We start from the raw sequence: 24618 nt of genomic DNA on the forward strand, positions 1-24618 counted from the left end.
TATGACAGCATGGATATTTTCATTTATTGATCAGTTTGGTTATTTTGCAGTAGCTATCCTGATTGCAATTGAAAATGTTTTTCCTCCAATTCCTTCAGAAGTAATCCTATCATTTAGTGGCTTTTTAACTCATAAAACAGCTATGAATGTGTTTGGACTAGTTATTGCATCCACCACAGGAGCACTAATCGGAGCATTAATTTTATATTGGATTGGTACCCTATTAAATGAAGAAAGATTAAAAAAACTTCTAAAACATAAATTTTTTAAGAAATTAGGTTTTAAAGAAGATGACGTTAGCCGAACAATCGCTTGGTTCGATCGCCATGGAGTTAAAGCAATTTTTTTCGGTAGATGTATTCCAGTGATAAGAAGTTTGATCTCAATTCCAGCCGGTATTGCTAAAGTTTCTTTACCCAAATTCATTATTCTTACTACCTTAGGTAGTCTGATTTGGAACACTGTTTTGATTGCACTCGGATCATATACAGGTAAGAACTGGCACGTAATTGTTCAAATTTTTGAAGAATATTCATTTGCCGTAATAGTTATTCTTATTATCTTTTTTATTTACTTCATTTATGTTTGGAGAAAAAAGAGAATTAAAAAATAATAAACATCTCGAGCAGAGGATGAAAATTTCTGGTTATCTCGTAGTGGCAATTAAAAGATAAGTAGTAATTTAACATAATATTATTTATATAAAAAAAGGGGGGATGGCCTTAAGGTCATCCCCCCTTTTTTAGCATATGAAACTTTTCAAACAGCAAAATATATTTCCTTAAAACAAATAGGGATTAAACATCACGCTTAATCCCTATCCCCTTTTCAGATTTAAAAGCTAGTTCACTTTATTAATAGCCTTTCCATCAATTAAGTAAGAAATAATATTATTTGATGCTTCCTTGGTTAAATTGTAACGTGCAACATGAGTTGCGCTACCAACATGTGGCGTTAAAATGACATTATCTAATGCAGCAAGTTCATCGTCAACTTGAGTTTCATCTTCAAAGACATCCAAGCCGGCTCCAGCAATTTCGCCAGTCTTTAAAGCAGCCTTTAAATCAATTTCATTAACCAATCTACCTCGAGCTACATTAATTAAAAATGCACTAGGCTTCATATGTTTCAAAACACTTTCGTTAATAATATGCATAGTTTCTGGTGTTTCTGGTGCATTTAATGATAAGAAATCACTTTCTTTAATTAAAGTATCAAAATCAACATATTTTGCATCTAACTTAGCTTCAATTTCAGGAGCAACTTGATGACGATTGTGGTAAATAATTTTCATACCTAGCATCTTACCAAATTGAGCTACCATTTGACCAATTCTACCCATTCCTAAGATACCAAGAGTTTTGCCTTCAATAGTATAACCCTGATTATCATATTCATCTACATCTAGAAACACACCTTCACGCATACTATGATCATAGAAATGAAAACGTCTAGCACATGCTAAAATCATCGCTAAGGCTAATTCTGCAGTTGGACGAGTGACACTCTTAGGACAATTCGATACTATAATTCCCTTTGACTTTGCATAATCAATATCAACATGATCATAACCAACGCCATAAGTAGATATAATTTTCAATTTCTTAGCATTATCAATTATTTTCTTATCAATAAACATTTTAGCAACGATTAATGCATCATATTCAGAAATATGTTCAACAACCCATTCATAGTCGTCTTCCATACGATGACCAACTGGACCAATAGTTACATCAAAATTTGCTTGTAAATCATCTAATGCATTATCAACTAATCCACCTAAAACTAATACTTTTTGTTTATCCATAAAATTGCCTCAATTCATAATCTAACCCTGTAGATTTTATCTTATAACTTTACAATACTCTCTTTGAAAACATTTTACCAATATAAACAATTGAATAATTCAATTATAAGCCGCAATCTATATATACTAATATATTTTATTTTTGAATAAAAAAAGAAAGGGTCGACTTCATGTGTCAACTCTTTCTCCTCAGTCTCTTAATTCCCAACACCTATAATACCTTTATTTAAAATAAAAACAAGAACAAATTCTACTGCGAGTAAGGCTGACGTTATTTAATGTTGAGAATTTATTATTATCTTTATATAATATGGCGATTTTAATTTTTGTGCTTGTTATATTACATTTTTGTTACAAAGATACTTTTTATCAAATTCAGTAATTTCTGTGTTATTTTCGTGTTATTCGTTAGTGTACTTCTTCATTTTGACCCTTTTCTACCACGCTAATCTGCTACTTCAACATTATTTTTCTTTCTAACTAGTTCTATATATTACTTGGTTCAAGTATTCCGCCCTTTCTTCATATCATTCAACTAGTATTTTTTAGGCTAAATTTTACATAATATTAATTATGATTTGTTTTAACAATTTGACTAAACTTCTTAGTTAATTGTTTATTACTACTTACATAAAGAATCAAAGGATTTTCATCTCTCCCCTGTTCGACTAAAACAAATGCATGTTTATTTTTGATTGTAAATAAGTAAGTAAAATGCATTTTTTGCTTTTTGAAATTATCATTGTAAATTGCTACTACATTATAATTATCTTTTTTATCTCTCCTTTGATTCCAACTAATTGAAATCACTTTTTTATTTAAGACAAATTTCCTATCTCTTAAAACATCAGGATATTTACTACCTACTGAAGTAGTGATTTTCTTCCCTTCATACTTAGTATAAACTTGTCCCATTTGTTTACTCCAAGTTCTCATATATTGCTCTAATTCTTGATCTTGATTTTTAGTCCAAAGAGAATTTACTTTTTTTCTTTTTTTAGCCTTCTTAGTTTTAACTTCGGCTTTTTCAGTTTTCTTTGACGTTTTAGATTTTTCTTTATGACTTTGCTTTATATTTTCTTTATTGATATGAACCCCATCTTTTTCAAAATTCACACTACATGCTGAAAGTCCTAGACAAGCAAACACTACTAGTCCCACTAAAGATTTCTTCATCATTATTGTCTCCAAATCACATTTTTAATTAATTATAGTATAGTTGAATCTTCAAAAGATGTGAAAGACTCATTTAATCAAATTCTTAAAAAATAAGCCTCACAAATGTGAGACTTATTTTTTATATTTATTAATAGATCTTTTCTACTTGTTCTTGAATTGATGGGCTTTCAATAAACTCATCGTAATGAGTTTCTGCACGACTAACAATTCCCTTTGGACCAACTTCAATAATATGATCAGCAATCGTTTGAATAAATTCGCGGTCGTGTGAAGTAAATAAAATTGAACCTGGATATGACTTCAAAGCATTATTTAATGAAGTAATTGATTCAAGATCCAGGTGATTTGTTGGATCATCCATTACCAAAACATTTGCTGGTTGAAGCATCATTCTTGATAATTGACAACGAACTTTTTCTCCACCGGAAAGAACCTTAATCTTCTTCTCGATTTCATCCCCACTAAAGAGCATTCTCCCTAAGAATCCACGTAAGAAAGTATTATCGTCTTGCTCCTTAGTAGCATATTGACGAAGCCAATCAAGAATTGACAATTCATCATTATTGAAGTTAGCATTCAAATCACGAGACATATAATTGAAGGCGGTTGTTTGACCCCAAGTAACTGTTCCTGTATCTGGTTTGATCTTTCCTGCAATAATTTGCATTAAAGCAGTAGTTGCTAATGTGTTTTTTGATAAGAAGGCAACCTTATCTCCCGGACGTACAATAAATGATACATTATCAAGAATTTTCTCGCCATCAACGCTATATGATACATTTTCAACTTTAAGCAAATCATTACCTAAATCACGGTGCAATTCAAATTTAACGAATGGGTATTTTCTAGATGATGGTTTTATATCATCTAGAGTAATCTTTTCTAATTGTTTCTTACGTGAAGTAGCTTGACGTGACTTAGAAGCATTGGCCGAGAAACGAGCAACGAACTCTTGAAGCTCCTTGATTTTTTCCTCTTTTTTTGCATTTTGGTTAGCAGCAAGTTCCGCAGCAAGTTGACTTGATTCATACCAAAAATCATAGTTACCAACATATAATTGAATCTTACCAAAGTCAACATCACACATTTGAGTACATACTTGATTCAAAAAGTGTCTATCGTGTGACACAACAATGACAATATTAGGATAATCTGCAAGGAAGTCCTCTAACCAGTCTACCGTATGCACATCTAAACCGTTAGTAGGCTCGTCAAGAAGTAAAATATCTGGATTACCAAATAAGGCCTGTGCAAGTAATACCTTAACTTTATCTGCCTCAGGAAGTTCACTCATTAAACTTTGGTGAATATTTTCAGGAATACCCATTGATTGCAAAAGCTTAGCAGCATCCGCTTCAGCATTCCAACCATCAAGTTCCGCAAATTTACTTTCTAATTCTGCGGCCTTAACACCATCTTCATCACTAAAGTCTGGCTTTGCATAAAGAGCATCCTTTTCTTTCATTACTTGGTATAACTCTTTATGACCCTGAATTACTGTATCCATTACAGTAAAGTCTTCGAATGCAAAGTGATCCTGATTTAAACTGGACATTCTTTCATTAGGATCAATTGAAATATTACCTGTAGTAGGTTCAATCTTTCCTTCTAAAAGCTTTAAAAAAGTGGACTTACCCGCACCATTGGCTCCAATCACACCATAACAATTACCTGGCGTAAATTTTAAATTTACGTCTTCATAAAGAGTACGACCAGCCAAGTTTAAACTTAAATCAGAAACTGTAATCAAATATATATCCTCCACTTGAAAAAATAGCTGAAAGAAAGTATAACAGAAAACATAAAAAAAGCCACCTCTAAAGATGACTTTTAAAAGATTTTTAAAAGATATAAAGAGATTTTTGGTTTCATATACCAAAGCATTAAATTCTTTGATATACTTATTGACGGTTTAATATATTTAAAAGCTCTTAGTATTGAACCGTCCCTTATCCAGGTAGTTGATCCCCTTCTACCTGGTTTTATTTTACCATAAATATAACACTTGTTATAGTAATTTGAATAATAAATTTTAAGTTTTATAATGCTCCGACAACTTCCATTTACGGTAAAATTATAATAGACACATAGAGATTGGAGATGATCATGTGTATCCTGAAAATACTGTCTTTTCATATTTAAAATGGCGTGGTGATATTGATTTAGAAAAAACACCTTTTAACGAAGTTGACGCGTTAGTTTTGGCCCTTTTTTCATATACTAATTTAAATGATATTGTGCCTGAAAACGGGACCGAAATTACCGTCAAAGAGGCTGCAAAAAAGTATTTTAAAAAAGAAATCTCAAAGAATGATCATCGATACTATCAATATCTTTTCAAATTAATGAATTCCGCCAACCGATTTAAAAATGCAAAATTATCATACTTTACTGATACACTTACCGATAAAACCCAATTTAGTGCAGTAAAAATTGAATTAGAAGACGGAACAAATTTTATTAGTTTTAGAGGTACCGATGACTCTTTGGTTGGCTGGAAAGAAGACTTCGAGATCAGTTTTCGTACCACCATTGCGCAAAAGCAAGCTGCTGAATATCTGGCAAAAGTCATGAACAATGATGATAAACAGTATTATCTTCTTGGTCACTCTAAGGGTGGAAATTTAGCAGAATTTGCGGCTTTGAACGTTGAGCCCAAATTAAGAAAAAGAATCAATGCGATTTATACATTTGATTCACCTGGTATTGCTAAAGAAGTCGGGGCTCAATTACCTCAAAAATTTCTCAAAGAGAAACTTAGACGTTATGTACCAGAATTTAGTATTATTGGGCGCTTGTTTGAACCGAAAAACATCCCACCAGTAATAGTTGAATCGAATCGTCCCAAATTTGCTCAACATGACGCTTTTAGCTGGGTAGTGACTGGTTCACACTTCGTGACTAAAAATCACCGTAATCCTCAGGCTAGAATTTATAATCAGCTAATAAATGATTGGATTGGGGATGCAACCCTACATGAAAGAGAATCACTTACCAATGACCTCTTTGATGCATTGGCCGCTAGTGGTTCAACCAAGATTACTGAATTAAGTAAAAATGGTTTCGGTGGTTTTGGTGCGATTCTATTCTCTTTAACAGGATCATCTAGAAGAACCAGATTCGTTTTTGGCAGTTTATTCTCTGCTACTTGGCAGACTATCAAAAACATGAGGCTACTACAAACTTTATTTTCTGTTGATTCTATTATCGGCTGGATAATGGTCCTCTTGGGAATAATTACTTTAACAGCACCGCAATATTCTATGAAAGCATTCGGAGCACTAGTAGCCTTCTCTGGAATTGGGTTTAGTGTAAAACAAATTATTGATGCCGCGATTTCGAGTTTAAAAGAACGACAAAAGCGTTTCTTCATTATTAGTTGGCTTTTGGTCTTTGCTCTTTCGATCGCATTATTATCAAATAATCGACTCTTGATCTTTCTTGCGCATTATTTCTTGGGAACTTTCCTAATCGTTTATGCATACGTAAGGATAAGACAAATTATTCTAAGGAGAATTAATGGTATCTTTTATAAAGTCATGGTCTCTCTTGAGGCAATCGTGGCATTTGCTTTAGGCATTATTATAATTGTAAATCCACGGTATTTCACTAAACAATCAATCATTATATTTGGAATATTAATAATCATTTATGGAGTATTTAAATTAATTAGTGAACTCTTCGGTCAAAGAAAGAAAATACCTGATAAACATCGATAAATAAAAAGACCTGAGCAATGCTCAGGTCTTTTTCTACGTAAAGTCAAGTACCATAAGATATTTTCTACGTAAAGTCAAGTACCATAAGATATTTGACTTCTATTTTTGATTAGCTTGTCTAACTTTCAAATAAGCTGGTCAATTTATTTGAAAATTAATTTAAGACAAATAAGCTTATTAAAATGGGCTTTTAATAAGCTAAAAGAGTATAATGAACTTGATCAATATTTACGACAAAAGTCTTTTTTGATTATGTGTGGCTACGTCGTAATCATATAGTTGGTCATTACTGATCAGGGCGTACATGGTCCTGATCAGTTTGTGTATAGAAGCAATAGCTATCTTTTTAAATCCTTTGGTTTGAGAAGATAGCTTTTTATTTTCGTAATAATCAGCTATATGACAGTGCTGAGTTTTAGCAGCCTGATCAATTTGACCAATAGCTCGATAGAGGATTTTACGTGCTACGGCATTGCCATGTTTAGTAATACTTAATCTAGAATCCATTTCTCCGGATTGATAGCGGCCTGGATCAATGCCAATAAAAGCATTAATCTTATTAGGATTACTAAATCTACGCAAGTCCCCAAGTTCTCCCAAAACTCTGACCGCAGTAATTTGTGCAAATCCGGGAATGCTTTCTAGGATTTCTAAATCATTATTAGGCAAACTTTTAGCTACTGTTACCATTTGATTTATTAAGTCTTGTCGTTGTTTATTCAAATCAATTAATCGCTGAGCATAGTATCTGGCTTCATTGGATTCAATACTATTACAAGGAACTACAGGATAAGCCTTGCGAGCTAAATTAATTAGCTTTGAAGCAAACCGCTTAGCCTTTTTGATTTGAAATCCCGGCAATCTTATAAGTTGGGTATGGATTGCAAGCTCTGTTGAGTCATTTATAATTTCGCAGTGAGGATACATCTTGACGATTGACCAGTAATTAAAACCTGCGGCTGTGCTAAACAAATTTTCTAATTCTGGAAAAGTAAACTGCAAAATCTTATGAAGACGGTTTTTAGCTATCACAATATCATTAGTCAATTGATCGTAAAAACGACTTAGGGCATTTAATTGATGGTATTGCTCAACTTGCAGTTGACTGACTGGATGATGATAAAGTTTTTGAATTAAGGCTAAATGGTAAGCATCTGTCTTATCTGTTTTATTATGTCTAAGCCCTAAATTCATCTCTTTCTTTGCTTTTAAAGGGTTTAAGACTACATATTCATAGCCATAATCATCTAAAAAAGTCTGCAGTCTTTTAGAATATACACCCGTAGCTTCGAAAATAATTTGAGGGTGCTGAGCGAAAGCTTTCAGATCTTTGAGTAGCTCTAAAAAGCCAGGGCGATCATTTGTGATCGTGGTGATAGTTTTACTATCATTAATCAATTCGCAAACAGTTGATGTGCTCTTGCTTACATCTATTCCAAAGATAACTTTCATTTTAAAATACCTCCTCAAATATAGCAGTAAAGCTATTTTACTTAAGAAATCAGATCTAATTTTCTAAACTCGACATTAAATGTCCACATTCTTCGAAGAGACTATTGATAACCTAAGTAAAACTGCCAGTTTTATGTACGACGTCAAGCGTCTAAAAACCCGAAGGCATATAGTTTTACTACTATTTCAAATTCTACGGCTAGAATAAAAAATAGTGAATCAATTATCCCGTCGGATAACTAATTCACTATTTAGCTTAGAATGTTTTATGTTTTTATAAATGTGATTCAATCCAATCTCCTAATTCATTTACATGTAATTTTGAAACTGAACTAAAAGTTAATACATCCACATTTTCATAACTTAGATCAAGATTTTTCTTTAAATTGTTCATAACCTTATTGGTTTGACTCTTTTTTATCTTATCCATTTTAGTTGCAACAACGAGTATTGGTAAATTTAAATACTGTGCATACTCATACATTGCAATATCATCTTTGGTTGGTTCGTGACGAGAATCAATTAGAATAATTAATCCCTTTAAATTCTCTCTTGTTTCAAGATAATCTTGAATCATTTCCCCAAATTCTTGTCGCTTCTTTTGAGAAACTTTCGCATAACCATATCCGGGAACATCTACAAGATAAAAACTATCATTTACTCGATAAAAGTTTAATGTTTGCGTTTTTCCGGGCTGAGAAGACGTTCTAGCAAGATTTTTTCGCTTAAGTAGCGTATTTATCAGGCTTGATTTTCCAACGTTTGAGCGACCTGCTAGAGCTATTTCAGAGAAGTCATCTTTAGGAAATTGATCTTCCCTAACTGCACTTAAGGCATATTCACTGTTTTTAATTATCATTTTCAGTTGCCTTCACTTCATCTTTTTCGTCGCTTCTTCTAGTTATTCTGGGCTGAGAATGACGAGTAATTACATCCTTGGTAACCTCAACCTTTTCAATATCTGATTCACTTGGAGTTTTATACATGATATCCATCAATGCATTTTCGATAATAGTTCTTAATCCACGTGCACCCATATTTCGGCTGATTGCTAAATCAGCAATTGCTTGTAGAGCACCAGTAGTGAAGGTAAGCTTAACATCATCAAGTGATAAAAGCTTTTGATATTGCTTAACTAGGGCATTCTTTGGTTCAGTTAAAATTCTAATCAAATCTTTACTATCCAACTTATCTAAAGTTGCAATTACAGGAATTCTTCCAATAAATTCTGGAATCATACCAAACTTAGTTAAATCCGCAGTAGTTAAATGACGAGTCCATTCATCATCATTAATTTTACTAAATTCACTCTCTGCACCAAAACCAATTGTCTTTTTACCCATACGGTTCTTTACAATCTGTTCAATACCATCAAAGGCACCACCCACGATGAATAGAATATTTGATGTATCTATTCTAATCATTTCTTGTTGAGGATGTTTACGCCCACCTTGAGGTGGAACTGAAGCAATAGTTCCTTCAAGAATTTTTAGTAAAGCTTGTTGAACTCCTTCACCAGAAACATCACGCGTAATCGATACATTTTCCGCCTTTTTAGAAATTTTATCAATTTCATCAATATAAATAATTCCGCGTTGAGCACGTTCTATATCATAATCAGCATTTTGAAGTAACTTAAGTAAAATATTTTCTACATCTTCACCAACGTAGCCTGCTTCAGTTAATGTTGTAGCATCTGCAATTGCAAAAGGAACATTAAGAATATTAGCTAATGTTTGAGCCAAATAAGTCTTTCCTGATCCAGTAGGACCAATTAAAGCTATATTAGATTTTTGTAACTGAGTTGATGAATCAACGTCCATTTGTCCAATACGTTTGTAATGGTTATATACGGCAACAGAAAGTACCTTCTTGGCTCTCTCTTGACCAATTACGTATTCATCTAATTGCTTCTTGATTTCCATTGGTTTAGGTAATTCACGAATTTGTTTCATTGAATCAGCACGAAGCTCATCATCAATTATTTTTTTGGATAAGTCAACACATTCATTACAGATATATGCGCCATTTCCGGCAATCATCTTTTTTACTTGATCTTGAGTTTTACCACAAAAAGAACATTTAATTTCTTCTTGATCTGTAAACTGAGTTGTCATAAATCATTTTCCTCCTATACCTACTGATAAAAGATTATCATAAAAATGATTTTTATAAAGGATTTTAACTCAAAAAATAAAAAGGTGACCGCTCAACAGCCACCTTTTTAACTAAGCAGTAGATATATCATCTTATTATCTATTACTTATCTTCATCTTTTTTTTCGTCTTTAAGCTTTGACTTGGCAACTTGCTTAGCATTATCAGTAACCAAATCCATAGCTTTACGAACAGTAATGTCATGACCTAACATGTCATCGCTCAAAGTTCTACGTACAACGTCTTCATTCATGTTGTATTCAGCAGCAAGGTCCTTAATTTCTTTGTCCATTTCTTCCTTACTTGCTTCAAGACCTTCTTTAGCAACGATTGCTTCAAGAACTAAGTTAGTCTTAACTCTTTCTTCTGCATCCTTAGCGAATTGTGCACGCAACTGTTGTTCATTAGTATTAGTTAACTTGTAGTAAGTTTGAGGATCAATACCTTGACGTTGCATGTTACCTAAGTATTGGTTCAATTGAGTATTAACATCTTCTTGAATCATTGCATCAGGAATTTCGTCAATCTTAGCGTTTTCTACAGCGCCTTCAATTGCTGCTTCTTGAATAGTACTCTTAGCCTGTGCTTCTTTTTGTTCCTTCAAGTCCTTCTTGATCTTATCTTTTAATTCATCAAGAGTTTCTACAGAATCATCAACGTCTTTTGCAAACTCGTCATCAAGTTCTGGAAGTTGCTTAGTCTTAACTTCGTGAATCTTTGTAGCAAAGTGAGCTTCTTTACCAGCCAAATCCTTTGCACCATAATCTTCAGGGAAAGTTACAACAACATCAACTTCATCTCCAGCTTTATGACCAATTAATTGATCTTCAAAACCAGGAATAAATTGACCTGAACCTAATTCAAGTGAGTAGTTTTCTGCTTCACCACCATCAAATGGCTTGCCATCGATAGTACCCTTAAAGTCGATAACAACGGTGTCGCCCTTTTTAGCCTTGTCCTTCTTCAATACAAGTTCAGCATTTTGTTCACGACGCTTTTGGATTTCTGCATCGATATCCTTTGCATAAACACGAGTATTTTGCTTAGGAACTTCAATACCCTTGTATTCGCCTAATTCAACTTCTGGTTCAATAGAAACAGTAGCTTTCATAGTCCAATCCTTACCCTTGTCCATTGATTCTGGAACAATTTGAGGTTGTCCAACAGCCTTGATACCTGCTTCTTTAACGGCTGCAGCATAAGCAGCTGGTAAAACAGCGTTTAATGCATCTTCATATAAAGCTTCTTCACCGTAGTATTGATCAAAAATCACACGAGATACGTGACCTTTTCTAAATCCTGGTACACGCAAGTTCTTCTTTACTCTTCTAAAAGCTTGGTCTAAACCTAATTTGATTTCGTCTTGTGAAATATCAAAAGTTAATTCACCGGCTGTCTTACCGGTTTTTTCCCATTTTACAGACATTAATAAAATACCTCCAATGTCAAGTTTGAGTTTGCTACTTGCATACTAAGTTATCTTACCGTAAACGAGCAAAAAAAACAAATTTTGTACAAAAAAAGATGTACTTCTATGAAGAAGTACATCTTTTTAACAATATCGTTAGAAATTAGTCAATGATTTCAGTAACCTGACCAGCACCAACGGTACGACCACCTTCACGGATAGTAAACTTAGTACCCTTTTCGATGGCAGCTGGCTTGATTAACTTAACAGTAAATTCTGTGTTATCACCAGGCATAACCATTTCAGTACCTTCTGGTAATTCAATTTCACCAGTAATATCAGTAGTGTGGAAGTAGAATTGTGGACGGTAGTCTGAGAAGAATGGAGTGTGACGACCACCTTCGTCCTTCTTCAAGATATATACTTGAGCCTTGAATTCCTTGTGAGTTTGGATTGAGCCAGGTGCAGCCAATACTTGACCACGAACAACTTCATCACGGTCAATACCACGAAGCAATACACCAACGTTATCGCCGGCTTCACCTAAGTCCAAAGTCTTGTGGAACATTTCCAAACCAGTAACAACTGATTTACGAACTTCATCTACCAAACCAACGATTTCAACTTCATCGCCGACCTTAACAGTACCACGATCAATACGACCTGAAGCAACAGTACCACGACCAGTAATAGTAAATACGTCTTCAACTGGCATTAAGAATGGCTTGTCAGTATCACGTTCTGGAGTTGGGATGTATTCATCAACAATATCCATCAACTTCATGATTTGTTCTTGAGCTTCCTTGTCGCCTTCTAAGGCCTTCAAAGCTGAACCACGAACAACTGGAATATCATCACCAGGGTAATCGTATTCAGTTAACAAGTCACGAACTTCCATTTCAACTAAATCAATAAGTTCTGGATCGTCAACTAAATCAGTCTTGTTTAAGAATACAACGATGTATTCAACACCAACTTGACGAGCAAGTAAGATGTGTTCACGTGTTTGTGGCATAGGACCATCAGTTGCAGCAACAACCAAGATAGCACCATCCATTTGAGCAGCACCAGTAATCATGTTCTTGATGTAGTCGGCGTGACCTGGAGCATCCATGTGAGCGTAGTGACGCTTTTCAGTTTCGTATTCCACGTGAGCGGTATTAATAGTAATACCACGTTCCTTTTCTTCTGGAGCAGCATCGATTTGGCTGTAGTCTTCAGCTTGTGCTAATCCCTTTTCAGCCAAAACAGTAGTAATAGCTGCTGTTAAAGTAGTCTTACCGTGGTCAACGTGACCGATAGTACCAATGTTTACGTGTGGCTTAGTTCTAACGTAATGTTCTTTTTCTGCCATTAAAATGACCCTCCTGTAAATTTGCAAGAAGTCCGTTGAGATAAGTTAACGGATAATTCTCTGTCGAATATTGTACTACTTTCATTGGCAAATGCCTAGTAAAAAATGCTAGATGCCTTGCCTTATGAAAATAACCTTAGATAATTATACTAAATTGTTCTAAAATGTAAACCTTTTTGAAGATTATTTAGGCAAATACTTGTAAATTTTTTCAAATTCGGCCTGATGACTTCTTCCATCACCATAATATAGATACGAAATCAGATCGCTCGTAAAACTATCTGGATCATCAATGTACTTTGATATTTTGGGAAAGATTGTACCTAAAATCAGATTAGTTTCTCCGATTATCAGCGGTAACTGACTCGGATTATTTCTTAACTTGCTTCCAACCGAAGCCATTATCTCTCTGTAAATCGGATTTTTTTCTAACAATGTGGTTTTAGCTGGAATAAAACTTGTTTGTTCACCTAAAACCAAAATATTTATCTTATCTTCAATTTTTAATTTGATTAAGTCCTCACATAAAGCTAATCTAATTGCAAAATTTGCAGTCGGATCAATAAAAATACTTTGAGAAAAATTTATAAAATTAACCAAATCTAACTTTAAAAGTTGCTCGTAATCAATTTGAGAGATTTCTTTTTTTCGTTTAACCAAATCCATTATTAGATATTGCTTGTCTAATTTGGCCGGTTCAACTTGTACTGGAAGTTTCTCACCCGTTAGTGCTTCTATTTGTTTTGCTTCAATAAAAAAATTGTTAGCTGCCAATATTTCACAATATTCTTGATAAACTCGCTGATCAGAAAAAAGATCAGGCTCTTCCTTAATTATCGCGTAGGCCTGATCTTCCTGTTTATTTTTTCGATAAAGTTTACAAAGTTCCAAAACTGCTTCAGTTGAATGTTCAGTCCTTAAAATTTCTTTCAAATTTTGAATAGCTTCAGAAGTTTTACCATCTTTTTCGTTTTCTTTAGCGAGTTTCATCAAATTTTTTTGACTTAATGAACCCATTTGCCTTTTACTTATCCTTTTCTACCGTTTTGTGTTCCTTTGTTCTATTATTTTTACTTGTTTTTTTCGTATTTGTCTTTTTTTCAGAATTTTGTGCATTTTTCTTTTGCATTGCACGATGACGATTCTGATTTACTTCCATTACAACTGGTAATACGACAGGTCTACGATTGGTTTGCTTGTATAAGAATTTTTCAAGATCTCCTCTAATATCTTGCTTAAGTTCAGTCCAATCAAATTTTTTATGTTCGAAATTATTGTTGATAGCCGTTCTAATCACTTCAATTGAATCATGCATCAATTTATGATTTGCTTTAATGTACACAAAACCACGACTAGTCACTTGTGGTTGTGCGATAATTTTCTTCTTCTTACGATCAATTGTTACAACGGCAATAAAAATACCATCATCTGAAAGAATTTCGCGATCACGTAAAACAATATTTCCGACATCACCTACTCCAGAACCATCAATCATAATATCTTCACCTGGAACGGGATCTGATAAAAAGAAGCTATCTCTTTTAGGATCGTAAAGATAACTTTCACCATTTTGAGATAAATAAACACTATCTTTTTTCATTCCAACAGCAACAGCTAACTTCTTATGAATTTCCATAAGACGATAATCACCAATTACTGGGAATAAGAATTTTGGTTTTAAAGTATCGATTAATAATTGTAAATCTCGACCTGTTGCATGGCCACTTGTATGCTTGTTTCTACCAAGTTCAATTACCGTACCACCAGCCTTATAAACCATATCACTAGTTTGAGCAACCATAGTTTCTACAGAATGTGATGGAGTAGTCGCTATAAATACTAAATCTCCCTTATGAATTTTAATCATGGAGTGTCGCTTATTGGCCATCTTTTGCAAAGAGTTAAGTGGCTCACCCATACGGCCCGTTTCAAGAATTACAGTCTTTTCATCTGGTGTAGTCTTTAAATCCTTAACTCTCATTAATAATCCGTCAGGAATATCTAAATAACCTAACTTCATTGAAGTACGAACAATTTTAGCAAGGTCACGACCAGTTAATAATACTCTTCGACCTGTCTTATGAGCCGCATTTATGACTTCTTGAACACGGTTCAAGTTAGAAGCCTTAGCAGCAACAATAATTCTTCCTTTTGCATTTCTAAATACATCAGTTACGTATTTTTCAATACTTTGTTCAGAAGCGCTTGGGAACCATGCCTCAGCGTTTGAAGAATCACTCAATAAAGCTAAAACATTATCAAGTCCAATTTTGGCCAATCTATCCATATCTGTACGGTAATTTGGAGCCGCTGAAGGATCAAACTTAAAGTCACCTGTATAAACTATCTGACCTTCTGAAGTATGAACAACAATTCCAAGAGAATCTGGAATTGAATGAGTAGTGTGAAAGAAAGACACTGTTGCCGATTTAAATTCAATTTCACTATCTTGATCAATTACGTGGAATAATTTGTTGTCGAGCTTTTTATTTTCACGCTTAACTTCTATTTTTGCTAAGGCGATTGTTAATTCAGAGCCAAAAACATCAATATCATATTTTCTTAAGATATAAGGTAATGCACCAATTGAGTCTGCGTGACCATGTGTTAAGAAAATACCCGAAACTTTATCTCCATATTCGGCAAAAAATTCCATATCCGGAATCACAACATCAATACCAAATAAAGAACTATCTGGATACTTTAAACCAGCATCCATAACAAAAATTTGTCCATCCACATCAACCGCAAACATGTTTTTTCCTTGTTCACGGGTTCCACTCAGAATCATTATTTTGATTTTTTGATTTGTCATTTTATTTCCTTTTCTATTACTTTTAGTATCTTAATTATTAAATTTATTTTTTATGGATCTTTCGATCAAAATGTAAATACAATCTGTAACAATTTTAGCATAAAATGATAGATATGAGAAAACAAAAAAGTCAATCCTTTCGGATTGACTTTTTTGCTAATTTCAAGCTTTTGATTAACGACGTAAACCTAACTTGCTGATTAATTCACGGTAACGAGCAATATCGTTGTTTTGTAAGTAACGAAGCAAGTTACGACGATGACCAATCTTCTTAAGCAAACCAACGTATGAGTGGTAGTCATGCTTGTGTGACTTCATGTGTTCAGTCAAATTGTTAATATCTGCAGTTAAAACAGCAACTTGAACTTCAACTGAACCAGTATCACCTTCGTGGGTTGCGTATTCCTTAATGATTTGATCTTTTTCTGTCTTTGAAATAGCCATTATCTTTTCACCTTTCAATATTACTAAATTGCCATTAACAACGTCAGACGTCAGGTGTGAGCGTACAAACAGCGTCAATGGTTCACAACATTTATTATGATACAAAGATTTTTTTTAAAAAGCAAGCACAAATTACCTTGCATCAATCATTATTCTTAAGTATAATCAATTAAGTAAAATTATCAGTTAATGGAGGTGAAATTCATGCCACAAATTAAATCAGCTATCAAACGTGTTAAGACTCAAGACGCTACTAACAAGCGTAACGCAGCTCAAATGAACAGATTAAGAACTATCGTTAAGAAGTTCAAGAAGGCTGCTGAAGCTGGCGAAGAAGACGCCTCCAAGTTACGTTTAGATGCAGAAAAAGCTTTGGACAAGGCCGTATCAAAAGGCTTAATCCACAAGAACAAGGCTGCTCGTGACAAGAGCCGTTTAGCTAAGATGAGTAAATAATTTAGCAACAAAAAGGCAAGGATCTTAAATTGATCCTTGCCTTTTTTGTTGCTCTTTTTAAATATTCAACATGAACATCTTTAAGAAATTATCAACTCGATAATTTCCATTTTTATAGTTAAATTCCAAATTAATTAATTGGAGCAACATTTCTTTTAGCTTTTTAGTCGTTTGACGATTTTTTAGGGCTAACTTAACCCGATATGGATGAACTCCTAATTCTTTAACAATCTGTTGTTCAGTCCTACCTCTTGCTGCCAAAACTTTAGAAACTAATATTAATTCAACTTGATTCTGAAAGACGGCAATTAATTGAATAGGATTACTTCCACTTCTCAATTGATCATTAAGTCGTTCAATTGCAGAGTCATAATTGTTTTTTAAAGCATCCTCTAAAATTGCAAATACGTTTTGAGCAAGTGAAAAATCAACATTTCTTTCAACAAGTTTTTCTGTAATTTTATGATCAACACTTGCAACTTTAAGTTTAATATAATTGCTTAAAATTGTATCTACAACCTGATCACTGCGTTCTATTAACAGTTGCAATGCAGCCTGAGAAATTTGATATCCCTCATTTTTGATAATAGTTTTAGTAATAGCTCCGACTTCATACGATTTAATTTCTGGCTCAACCACATTAAAGTTTGCCATAATTGTTTTTGTTAATTTCTTTCGACGATCAATTTTTTCATAAGAAGCAACTATTACTACTACATCATCCAAATTTTTTATATTAGAAAAAATAGTCTGTAGTTGATCTATTTGTTTTTGAAGCTTCTTTGGTACTTTACTAGTCAAAAAGAATGGATTTTTGATAATAATAATTTTTTGATTAGAAAACAAGCTAGATTCTGTCATACTAGCAATTAGCTCATCCAAGCCATCATTTTCACAATCTATATTAATATGCTCTAAACCTTTAAATTGTTCTTCATTAACAAAATTTTTAGTTAAATAATCATTCAAAAATGCATCTGAACCCCAAATTAAAGTATTGGGATTATTATCATTGGTATTTTTAAATAAGGAAAGTAAGCTCATTATTTTCCTTTCTGCATAAATGCTTCGAATTTACTTCTTATAAATTTTCCATAATACCAGCTAATCATACCACAGTCTTGCGTTGAAGCCCATTGGATATTCTGACTCTTCAAAGTATCTAATGTTTCTTTATGCGGATGACCAAAGCGATTATTTCTTCCTGCAGAAATAAAAACCTTTTCTGGAGCTATTTGTTTTAAGAAATCTGGATTAGACGATGTTTTACTCCCATGATGTCCTAACTTAAAGTAATCTACTCTTAAATTTGGCATCTTTGTGATTATTTCTTTCTCTCCTTCTTGACCTAAATCTCCGGTAAACAGCCAATTTTTTCCTGCTAAATTAAACAAAAGCGACAATGAGTCCTCATTTTTTCCACTTCCAGGTTTAAATGGATAAACAACATTAAAATTAATCTTTTCATCTTTTACTTGCATCCCTGCAATCAATTCAACTAATTCCGTTCGATTTATTACTCCATCAATTCGCTTTCTAAATGATGCATTTTTAATTAGTCCTTTGGCCATATATAAATGATCTACTTGAATCTCTTCTAATAGCGGACGGACATCCCCGACATGATCAGCATCCTGATGAGAAACAAAAAGTCCATCAATCTTTGATATTCCTTGCGCCTTCAACATAGGGATCGTCGTCTTTTCAATTTGAGGTCGTAGTTTTTTCCCAGAAAAATTCAACTTTCCACCAGTATCTATCATATATACTTTTCTAGGAAAAGGTGTCGTAATCAAAATACTGTCCCCTTGTCCAACATCAATAAATGTAACTTGTCCCCAACTGGGACAATGAATCGAAATAAATAAAAGTATATATACGATTAGCAAAGAATAAATAAATCTTATTTTTATTTTTAATTTTGCTTTATGCTCATTTAAATAAAACAAAAATACTAATGACAGAAATAATACAATTGCACACTGCCACCATTCAATTTTTCCAAAAGTAATAATCCCAAAATTAGTTTTAGATATCTTCTCAATTATTGTTTCTGTATTTTCTAAAATATTTTCAAGAAATCCGCTGAATTTAGATATGGAATTAGCAGTAAACATATTCAAAAAAGTAATAGGAAGAACAATCCAATTAAAATATGGGACTATTAATAAATTAAATATTACGGTTAAAACATTTATTTGAAAGAAATATATTAAAAGAAATGGAGTTAACAATAAATTTAAAAGAATAGATTGAAAAATACTTGGAATTTTACTTGTTAGTTGCAATCCAAGTGCCAAAATATAACTCAAAATTGCTCCAACATTTAAAAATAATTGTGGGAGAAACAGGATATGAATTAAACACGTTAAACCTAATAAATCTATTCCAGAAAGTTTAATTTTATGAAAAGAAAAAATTTTTCCTAATATATAAGATAAACTTGCACGAATAAACCCTGCCTGTCCATCACTAAGAAATATTCCAACAAGCAAAACTAAAACGCAAAGCAAAAAAGTTTCCTCTTCTGTAAATTTCAGACTAAAACATAAAAAACTTACTACCAAAGTATAGATTCCAACATGTAAACCCGAAATACTCAGAAGATGAATCACTCCTAAATTTCGATAATTATTCAAAATTCGCTGATTTTTACTAGAATTATTTTCAGCCAAAATCAATTCGCTTGAAAAGAAGCCTAGCAATTGTGGCATACTATCGAAATATTTTTGAAGCCGATAGCGAATTTGATGTAATTTTCCAAAGAAATCTATTTTTGTAAAAGATAGTGTAAACTTCTTTAGTTTAATCCTTTGATAAATTCCTTGAGCAGAATAGTATTTCTGATAATCAAATTCTCCCAAATTAGTTGCCGCTTCAATCTCAGAAACTTCTCCATCGATTGCAGAAATAATTAATGGTATTCCCTTTGAAATCATACGCTTATCTCTGTCGGTAATATTACCTGAGATCATAATTTTATTGTTATGATCATTAGCAATACCTGTAAACCAGTTATCTTCAACTTTAATTTGATCAGGATAAATTGTTAGATTACTTTCTCCATTTGAATTAAAATTCTGTCGTTTATGAAAAAATATCATTAAAGACAAAAAACAAGCAATCAATAAAATCACCGTTAGAATCAGTTCTTTATACTTAACTAACAATAAAGCCGCTATATATATAATTATAATTAGCAAAAATATTTTTTTTAAAAAGTCATCTGCTTGATAATACAATAAAGAAATCAATACTAATTCAACTGCACAAAGAGCCACAAAACCTAACTTTAGGTATTTATAAAGCCAATTGATCCTTAAGTGCGGCAAATGTCTTCTCTCCAATTCCTGAAACTTGCATCAAATCTTCAATCTTCTTAAATTCACCTTTTTGTTTTCGATATTCAATTATCTTCTCGGCTTTCTTCTCACCAATTCCATTTAATTTTTGTAAATCTGCAACCGTAGCTGTATTTAAGTTGATTTTATCTCCACTTCCACTAGAGGAAGAATTAGTCGATTGAGATGCGGATTCTGAATTAGTACTCGTGGCTGTATTTACACTTGCTTCACTAGTTGTAACTTTTTCTCCTTTATATGGAATATGAATTTTATCTTGATCTTTCAGCATAATTGCACGATTAATCACTTTTAATTGTGCATTTGTTTTTAAACCACCTGCTGCCTCTATCAACTCTTGAATTCTAGCTCCATTTTTTAAGGTATAAACACCCTCATGTTTGACAGCACCTGTAATATCACAAGTAACTGTTGTAGACTTCTCAGATGAGTTTGAGTTTTCAGTCCCTCCTTCAGAAGTTGTCTTCTTAAAATTACTTTCTTTTTGCGTTTCTTGTTGACTACTTTCAAACATCTGTGAATTATCAACTTCTGGCTTATCATTTTGTTGCTTAAATAAAAAGAAAGCTACAACAATAACTACTCCAATAAAAATATATTTTTTATGTTCAATAATGTATTCTTTTATTTTGGTAAAATCCATTAAATACACCTCCTATTTTTAAATACGAAAAAAAGACTCAGAGTTTTTTCTAAGTCTTTTATCTTAAATAAATCTTAATATTTTTAGTAATTCTTTTCTAGGTATGTCAATGCATCATTAAAATTACTTACTGGAACTATTTTCATTTTAGAATTAATCTTCTTAGCAGTACGTTTGGCTACTTCATAATTAGTTTCACTCTTCTTAACACCAGTACTATCAGTTGGAGCAAAGAAGACCTCTGCTCCAACTCTGTTAGCCGCAACAACCTTCTTATCAACACCGCCAATAATACCAACTTTACCAACAGAATTAATGGTTCCTGTTCCAGCAATTTTATGTCCTTTAGCTAAAGTTTTATGTGAGAAAATTTCATAACTTTGAAGTGCAAACATGAGTCCTGCAGAAGGTCCTCCAATATCACCTGCATCAATCGTTACCTTTGGATCTGTACTTACCGAAACTCGCTCAACTAATTGAATACCTATTCCTGCTTTACCTGTTCCTGCGACTTTAACAATCTTGCCATTATATGTCATTGGAGTTTTATTTCTTAAAACTTGAATTTTAACTTTTGATCCAATCTTTTGTTTAGCAAGATAAGACATCATCTCATCAGTTGACCTGAATTTTATTCCATTTGCTCCTAAAACAGTATCACCAATTTGAAGCTTATTTTTGAAACTGGAATTCTTCTGTACACCCATTACATATACGCCTTGATATTTTAGTGTAGGCTTTAATCCAGCCCGTTTAGCCGCATAATAAATGGCATTTTGTTGAGATGTTTCCATATACCAGTTTTGCAATTCTTGATATTGACTATTGGTTTGCCCTTGAAGCAACTCATCCTCAGAAATTCTACTGTCATATGGCTTAGTAAAACTCCATAAATATTGGAAAACCGATGCCCTCTGCGCCGTTACACTAACAGTAACCATATACAAATTATCTTGCCGTTTAGGTTTTTGCTTAGAATTAACAAATTGCGAAACTGGCACAGATTGCCCAGGTCCCTCAATATAATATTTGGTTGGCCACATTGCAACAATTGCAAAAATCACCAAAATTATGATAGAAACTATCCAATAATTTCTTTTTTTATTTTTCTGTCTTTCATTCATTGATTTCGTTCATTTTCTTCCTTAAGGCTTCTGCTGCTTTTAAAGGTAGGAATTTTTCAATAGAGCCACCAAATTTTGCTATCTCCTTGACCATGCTAGAGGAAATAGAATTAACCTCTGGCTTAGTAAAAAATAAGACAGTATTAACTTGGTTATCTAATTCTCGATTTAAAACAGCAATTTGTTGTTCATAAATAAAGTCTTGAGTATTTCGAATTCCACGTATGATTGCCTTAGCATCTAACTCTTTAGCGACATCAACTGTTAACGAGCTTGGACGAACAATCGCCTGAACATTATCAAAATCTTTTACAGCATCCCTAATCAAGGACAGTCTTTCTTCATCCGTAAACAAAGATTTTTTATTAGTATTGGTTAAAATTACTACAAACACTTTCTCAAAAACTGTTGCTGCTTGCTTTATGACATCAAGATGGCCATTTGTAATTGGATCAAAGCTGCCTGGAAAAATTGCTGTAGTCATTTTTATTCCTTTCGATAAATTCTTACAATTGTTTTACCCAAATGATGTTTTTTCAATAACTTATAATGTTCAACGTCACCAATAGTTGTATCATCATCGGTTTCAGCTACAATAATTGCCCCTGAATTCAACAAATACTTTTCAAACATTTTTTTCATATCAGAAGCAATTCTCTGCTTAGCATACGGTGGATCCAAAAATACAAGATCGAATTTCATATGCTTTTTTTCAAAAAAGTCTAAAGCCACATTGCTAGACATTTTATAAACTGAAAAGTGATCTGTTTCTTTAGTTAGCCCAACATTTTTCTTAATTATATTCACTGCGGCGTAATTTATGTCAACTAATGTCGCATGATCACATCCTCTTGAAACTGCTTCAATTCCTAGTGCTCCTGATCCACCGTATAAATCTAAAACCTGACCACCATCAAAAAATTGTCCAAGAGAATTAAATAGTGATTCTTTGACTTTATCACTCGTTGGCCTTGTTCTTCTATCTTTTAACGTGAATAAATTCCTTTTCGCATATTTACCCGAAATAATTCTCACTTAAATGCATCCTCATTTTCTTTTTGACGTTTTTCTAATATTTGTTCTGCTTTTTCAGCCATTTTAGCTAATTGATCTTCGAGGTGGGTACTAGTTAGTTCCAAACGATCTTCATTTGAAATTTCAACCCCTTCTACAAAATCCAAACTTGAAATTTCTTCTGCTTCTTTTTCAATCTGGTCACGATCAACATAAACAACACAATATTTGAATTTTTTTGAGAAATAAACAATATCGCCAAACTTTCTTAATCTAAATTGATCGCTAGTATTTTTTAAATAAACAATTATAGCCTCTCTTTGTGTAAGATTGGCCATTTCAATATTATGATTTATGCTCATTCTATTGTTTCTTCCTCCTTCTTGATATTTTCATTTGCTGAAATATTCAACACAATACCAATACATGCGGTTAAAACAATCATTGATGATCCACCATATGAAATAAATGGCAGCGTAACACCAGTAATTGGCAACAATCCTAAAACAGCACCAATATTAAACAATGATTCAGTAAAAATGATAGTAGTGACACCAAAACAAACTAGGGCGTTAAATTGCGAACTTGCATGAAGTCCAACTTCCATTATTCTCCACATTAAGTAGAATAATAATCCTATTATGACAATGGCTCCAATAGCTCCAAATTCTTCCGCAGTAATTGATAAAATAAAATCAGTATATGGTTCTGGCAAATATCCTCTTTTTTGCATACTATTGCCTAAGCCAACGCCGAACAATCCTCCGTTATGAATTGCATAATATGAATTTACCAACTGTGCCCCACCTTTTCTCTCCAACTCAAAGGGATGAAGAAAAGACATCAATCGCTGAAATTGATAACTGGATTGAAGAAACTTTGGGTTAAGCCAAACGACTAATATAAAAAGCGTTAAAACTCCAATTACAATCAAAGCCAACCATCTTAATGCTAAAGGCGTTGGAATACCTGAAACCGAAAACATTACTAATGCAATCATAAAAAGAATTGCAGTACCACCAAAATCGGGTTCAACAATGACTAACCCCATCATTATTCCGGTCATTAATGCGGGATGAGCAATATTATGAAGAATTTGTCCATATACCATACGTCCATCTCGTTTATCTAACATATATGCTAAATAAATCACTAATGCCAACTTTGCAACTTCAAGTGGTTGAAGGTTTATAAAACCTAAATTAATCCATCCAACCGCACCATTGACTGCAGCACTGGAACCCTTAACAATTTTCATCAAAACTAAGAATGCAAGCATGACTAAACTGATTAGCAAAAACCACATTACAAATTTCTTATTTTTAAAAACCTCAAGTTTTAATGCAAAACAGGGTATTCCAAATAATGTAATTGCAGCAACGACATAAATAGCCTGTCTAAGACCGTACGTTGATGGTTTGAAATTATTGATTAAAAGAATATCTGAACTTGCAGAGTACACTAAAACAATCCCTGCGATAACTAAAATTAGGTATGGAATCAATATTTTCCAATCTAAATAATGTATTTTTCGACGCACTTTATGCCGTCCCCTTTTTAATTTAAGATAGTATCTCTTTAATTATAAAACAAAAAAGCCACCACTTCTATGAACTGAGACCCAAAAATTGGACAGTTTAAAACATAGGATTATTTAAGGCGTGATTCCGATATTCTATCGGAGT

At 33.0% G+C, this 24618-nt stretch carries 22 protein-coding genes; 3 read left to right on the forward strand and 19 right to left on the reverse strand.

The genetic code is table 11. The features are described 5' to 3' along the window. The first annotated feature begins 1 nt into the window (after position 1). Positions 2-613, forward strand: coding sequence for a DedA family protein (locus NFR82_RS04190; protein ID WP_251717032.1), 612 nt, complete (start codon positions 2-4; stop codon positions 611-613). 228 nt (positions 614-841) lie between these two features. Here NFR82_RS04190 and NFR82_RS04195 read toward each other — a convergent pair whose 3' ends face one another. The 3 genes from NFR82_RS04195 to NFR82_RS04205 form a co-directional block, all read right to left on the reverse strand. After that, complete coding sequence (locus tag NFR82_RS04195) at positions 842-1807, reverse strand: NAD(P)-dependent oxidoreductase (protein ID WP_251717033.1); 966 nt, start codon at positions 1805-1807, stop codon at positions 842-844. A 567-nt stretch (positions 1808-2374) separates the two neighbouring features. Continuing rightward, the gene (locus NFR82_RS04200) at positions 2375-2986 is read right to left on the reverse strand and encodes a DUF4767 domain-containing protein (RefSeq protein WP_251717034.1); all 612 of its coding nucleotides are present in this window, start codon (positions 2984-2986) and stop codon (positions 2375-2377) included. Between the two features lie 127 nt (positions 2987-3113). After that, positions 3114-4736 carry an ABC-F family ATP-binding cassette domain-containing protein gene (locus tag NFR82_RS04205; RefSeq protein WP_251717035.1) on the reverse strand — a complete coding sequence of 541 codons (1623 nt, stop codon included), beginning with the start codon at positions 4734-4736 and terminating at the stop codon, positions 3114-3116. A 358-nt stretch (positions 4737-5094) separates the two neighbouring features. Here NFR82_RS04205 and NFR82_RS04210 point away from each other — a divergent pair, with 358 nt between their 5' ends. Next, on the forward strand, positions 5095-6705 hold the full coding sequence (locus tag NFR82_RS04210) for an Mbeg1-like protein (protein WP_251717036.1): 1611 nt from the start codon (positions 5095-5097) through the stop codon (positions 6703-6705). Between the two features lie 228 nt (positions 6706-6933). Here the strand turns inward: NFR82_RS04210 and NFR82_RS04215 are convergent, their stop codons facing one another. The 8 genes from NFR82_RS04215 to rpsO form a co-directional block, all read right to left on the reverse strand. Then, positions 6934-8157, reverse strand: a complete 1224-nt coding sequence (locus NFR82_RS04215) for an IS110 family RNA-guided transposase (RefSeq protein ID WP_251717037.1) — start codon at positions 8155-8157, stop codon at positions 6934-6936. A gap of 274 nt (positions 8158-8431) precedes the next feature. Then, on the reverse strand, positions 8432-9016 hold the full coding sequence (yihA, locus tag NFR82_RS04220) for a ribosome biogenesis GTP-binding protein YihA/YsxC (protein WP_251717038.1): 585 nt from the start codon (positions 9014-9016) through the stop codon (positions 8432-8434). After that, positions 9006-10274: an ATP-dependent Clp protease ATP-binding subunit ClpX gene (clpX, locus tag NFR82_RS04225; RefSeq protein ID WP_251717039.1), complete on the reverse strand. Its 1269-nt coding sequence runs from the start codon at positions 10272-10274 to the stop codon at positions 9006-9008. The genes yihA and clpX overlap by 11 nt, the downstream gene beginning before the upstream one ends. 142 nt (positions 10275-10416) lie before the next feature. Then, positions 10417-11739 carry a trigger factor gene (gene tig / locus NFR82_RS04230; RefSeq protein ID WP_251717040.1) on the reverse strand — a complete coding sequence of 441 codons (1323 nt, stop codon included), beginning with the start codon at positions 11737-11739 and terminating at the stop codon, positions 10417-10419. Positions 11740-11884: 145 nt separating this feature from the next. Then, on the reverse strand, positions 11885-13075 hold the full coding sequence (tuf, locus tag NFR82_RS04235) for an elongation factor Tu (protein ID WP_251717041.1): 1191 nt from the start codon (positions 13073-13075) through the stop codon (positions 11885-11887). 183 nt (positions 13076-13258) lie between these two features. Next, positions 13259-14092 carry a tetratricopeptide repeat protein gene (locus NFR82_RS04240; RefSeq protein ID WP_251717042.1) on the reverse strand — a complete coding sequence of 278 codons (834 nt, stop codon included), beginning with the start codon at positions 14090-14092 and terminating at the stop codon, positions 13259-13261. A gap of 7 nt (positions 14093-14099) precedes the next feature. After that, positions 14100-15890: a ribonuclease J gene (locus NFR82_RS04245; protein WP_251717043.1), complete on the reverse strand. Its 1791-nt coding sequence runs from the start codon at positions 15888-15890 to the stop codon at positions 14100-14102. Positions 15891-16064: 174 nt separating this feature from the next. Beyond that, entirely contained in the window at positions 16065-16334 is a 270-nt protein-coding gene (gene rpsO / locus NFR82_RS04250) for a 30S ribosomal protein S15 (RefSeq protein ID WP_251717044.1), read from the reverse strand. Positions 16335-16538: 204 nt separating this feature from the next. Here rpsO and rpsT point away from each other — a divergent pair, with 204 nt between their 5' ends. Continuing rightward, on the forward strand, positions 16539-16790 hold the full coding sequence (gene rpsT / locus NFR82_RS04255) for a 30S ribosomal protein S20 (RefSeq protein ID WP_251717045.1): 252 nt from the start codon (positions 16539-16541) through the stop codon (positions 16788-16790). Positions 16791-16847: 57 nt separating this feature from the next. Here the strand turns inward: rpsT and holA are convergent, their stop codons facing one another. The 8 genes from holA to NFR82_RS04295 all read right to left on the reverse strand — a co-directional run bounded on the left by holA (position 16848) and on the right by NFR82_RS04295 (position 24473). After that, positions 16848-17834 carry a DNA polymerase III subunit delta gene (gene holA / locus NFR82_RS04260; protein ID WP_251717046.1) on the reverse strand — a complete coding sequence of 329 codons (987 nt, stop codon included), beginning with the start codon at positions 17832-17834 and terminating at the stop codon, positions 16848-16850. Next, complete coding sequence (locus NFR82_RS04265) at positions 17834-20122, reverse strand: DNA internalization-related competence protein ComEC/Rec2 (RefSeq protein ID WP_251717057.1); 2289 nt, start codon at positions 20120-20122, stop codon at positions 17834-17836. Before NFR82_RS04265 ends, holA begins: the two co-directional genes overlap by 1 nt. Further along, entirely contained in the window at positions 20091-20795 is a 705-nt protein-coding gene (locus NFR82_RS04270; RefSeq protein WP_251717047.1) for a ComEA family DNA-binding protein, read from the reverse strand. Before NFR82_RS04270 ends, NFR82_RS04265 begins: the two co-directional genes overlap by 32 nt. A gap of 83 nt (positions 20796-20878) precedes the next feature. Continuing rightward, positions 20879-21919, reverse strand: a complete 1041-nt coding sequence (locus NFR82_RS04275; RefSeq protein ID WP_251717048.1) for a SepM family pheromone-processing serine protease — start codon at positions 21917-21919, stop codon at positions 20879-20881. Further along, on the reverse strand, positions 21912-22403 hold the full coding sequence (coaD, locus tag NFR82_RS04280) for a pantetheine-phosphate adenylyltransferase (protein WP_251717049.1): 492 nt from the start codon (positions 22401-22403) through the stop codon (positions 21912-21914). The genes NFR82_RS04275 and coaD overlap by 8 nt, the downstream gene beginning before the upstream one ends. 2 nt (positions 22404-22405) lie before the next feature. Beyond that, on the reverse strand, positions 22406-22954 hold the full coding sequence (rsmD, locus tag NFR82_RS04285; protein WP_251717050.1) for a 16S rRNA (guanine(966)-N(2))-methyltransferase RsmD: 549 nt from the start codon (positions 22952-22954) through the stop codon (positions 22406-22408). Next, positions 22951-23295: a DUF2129 domain-containing protein gene (locus NFR82_RS04290; protein WP_251717051.1), complete on the reverse strand. Its 345-nt coding sequence runs from the start codon at positions 23293-23295 to the stop codon at positions 22951-22953. The genes rsmD and NFR82_RS04290 overlap by 4 nt, the downstream gene beginning before the upstream one ends. Further along, the gene (locus tag NFR82_RS04295; protein WP_251717052.1) at positions 23292-24473 is read right to left on the reverse strand and encodes an FtsW/RodA/SpoVE family cell cycle protein; all 1182 of its coding nucleotides are present in this window, start codon (positions 24471-24473) and stop codon (positions 23292-23294) included. Before NFR82_RS04295 ends, NFR82_RS04290 begins: the two co-directional genes overlap by 4 nt. Between the last annotated feature and the right edge of the window lie 145 nt (positions 24474-24618).

It is taken from the genome of Lactobacillus agrestimuris (genome assembly GCF_943193025.1).
Lineage (GTDB): Bacteria > Bacillota > Bacilli > Lactobacillales > Lactobacillaceae > Lactobacillus > Lactobacillus agrestimuris.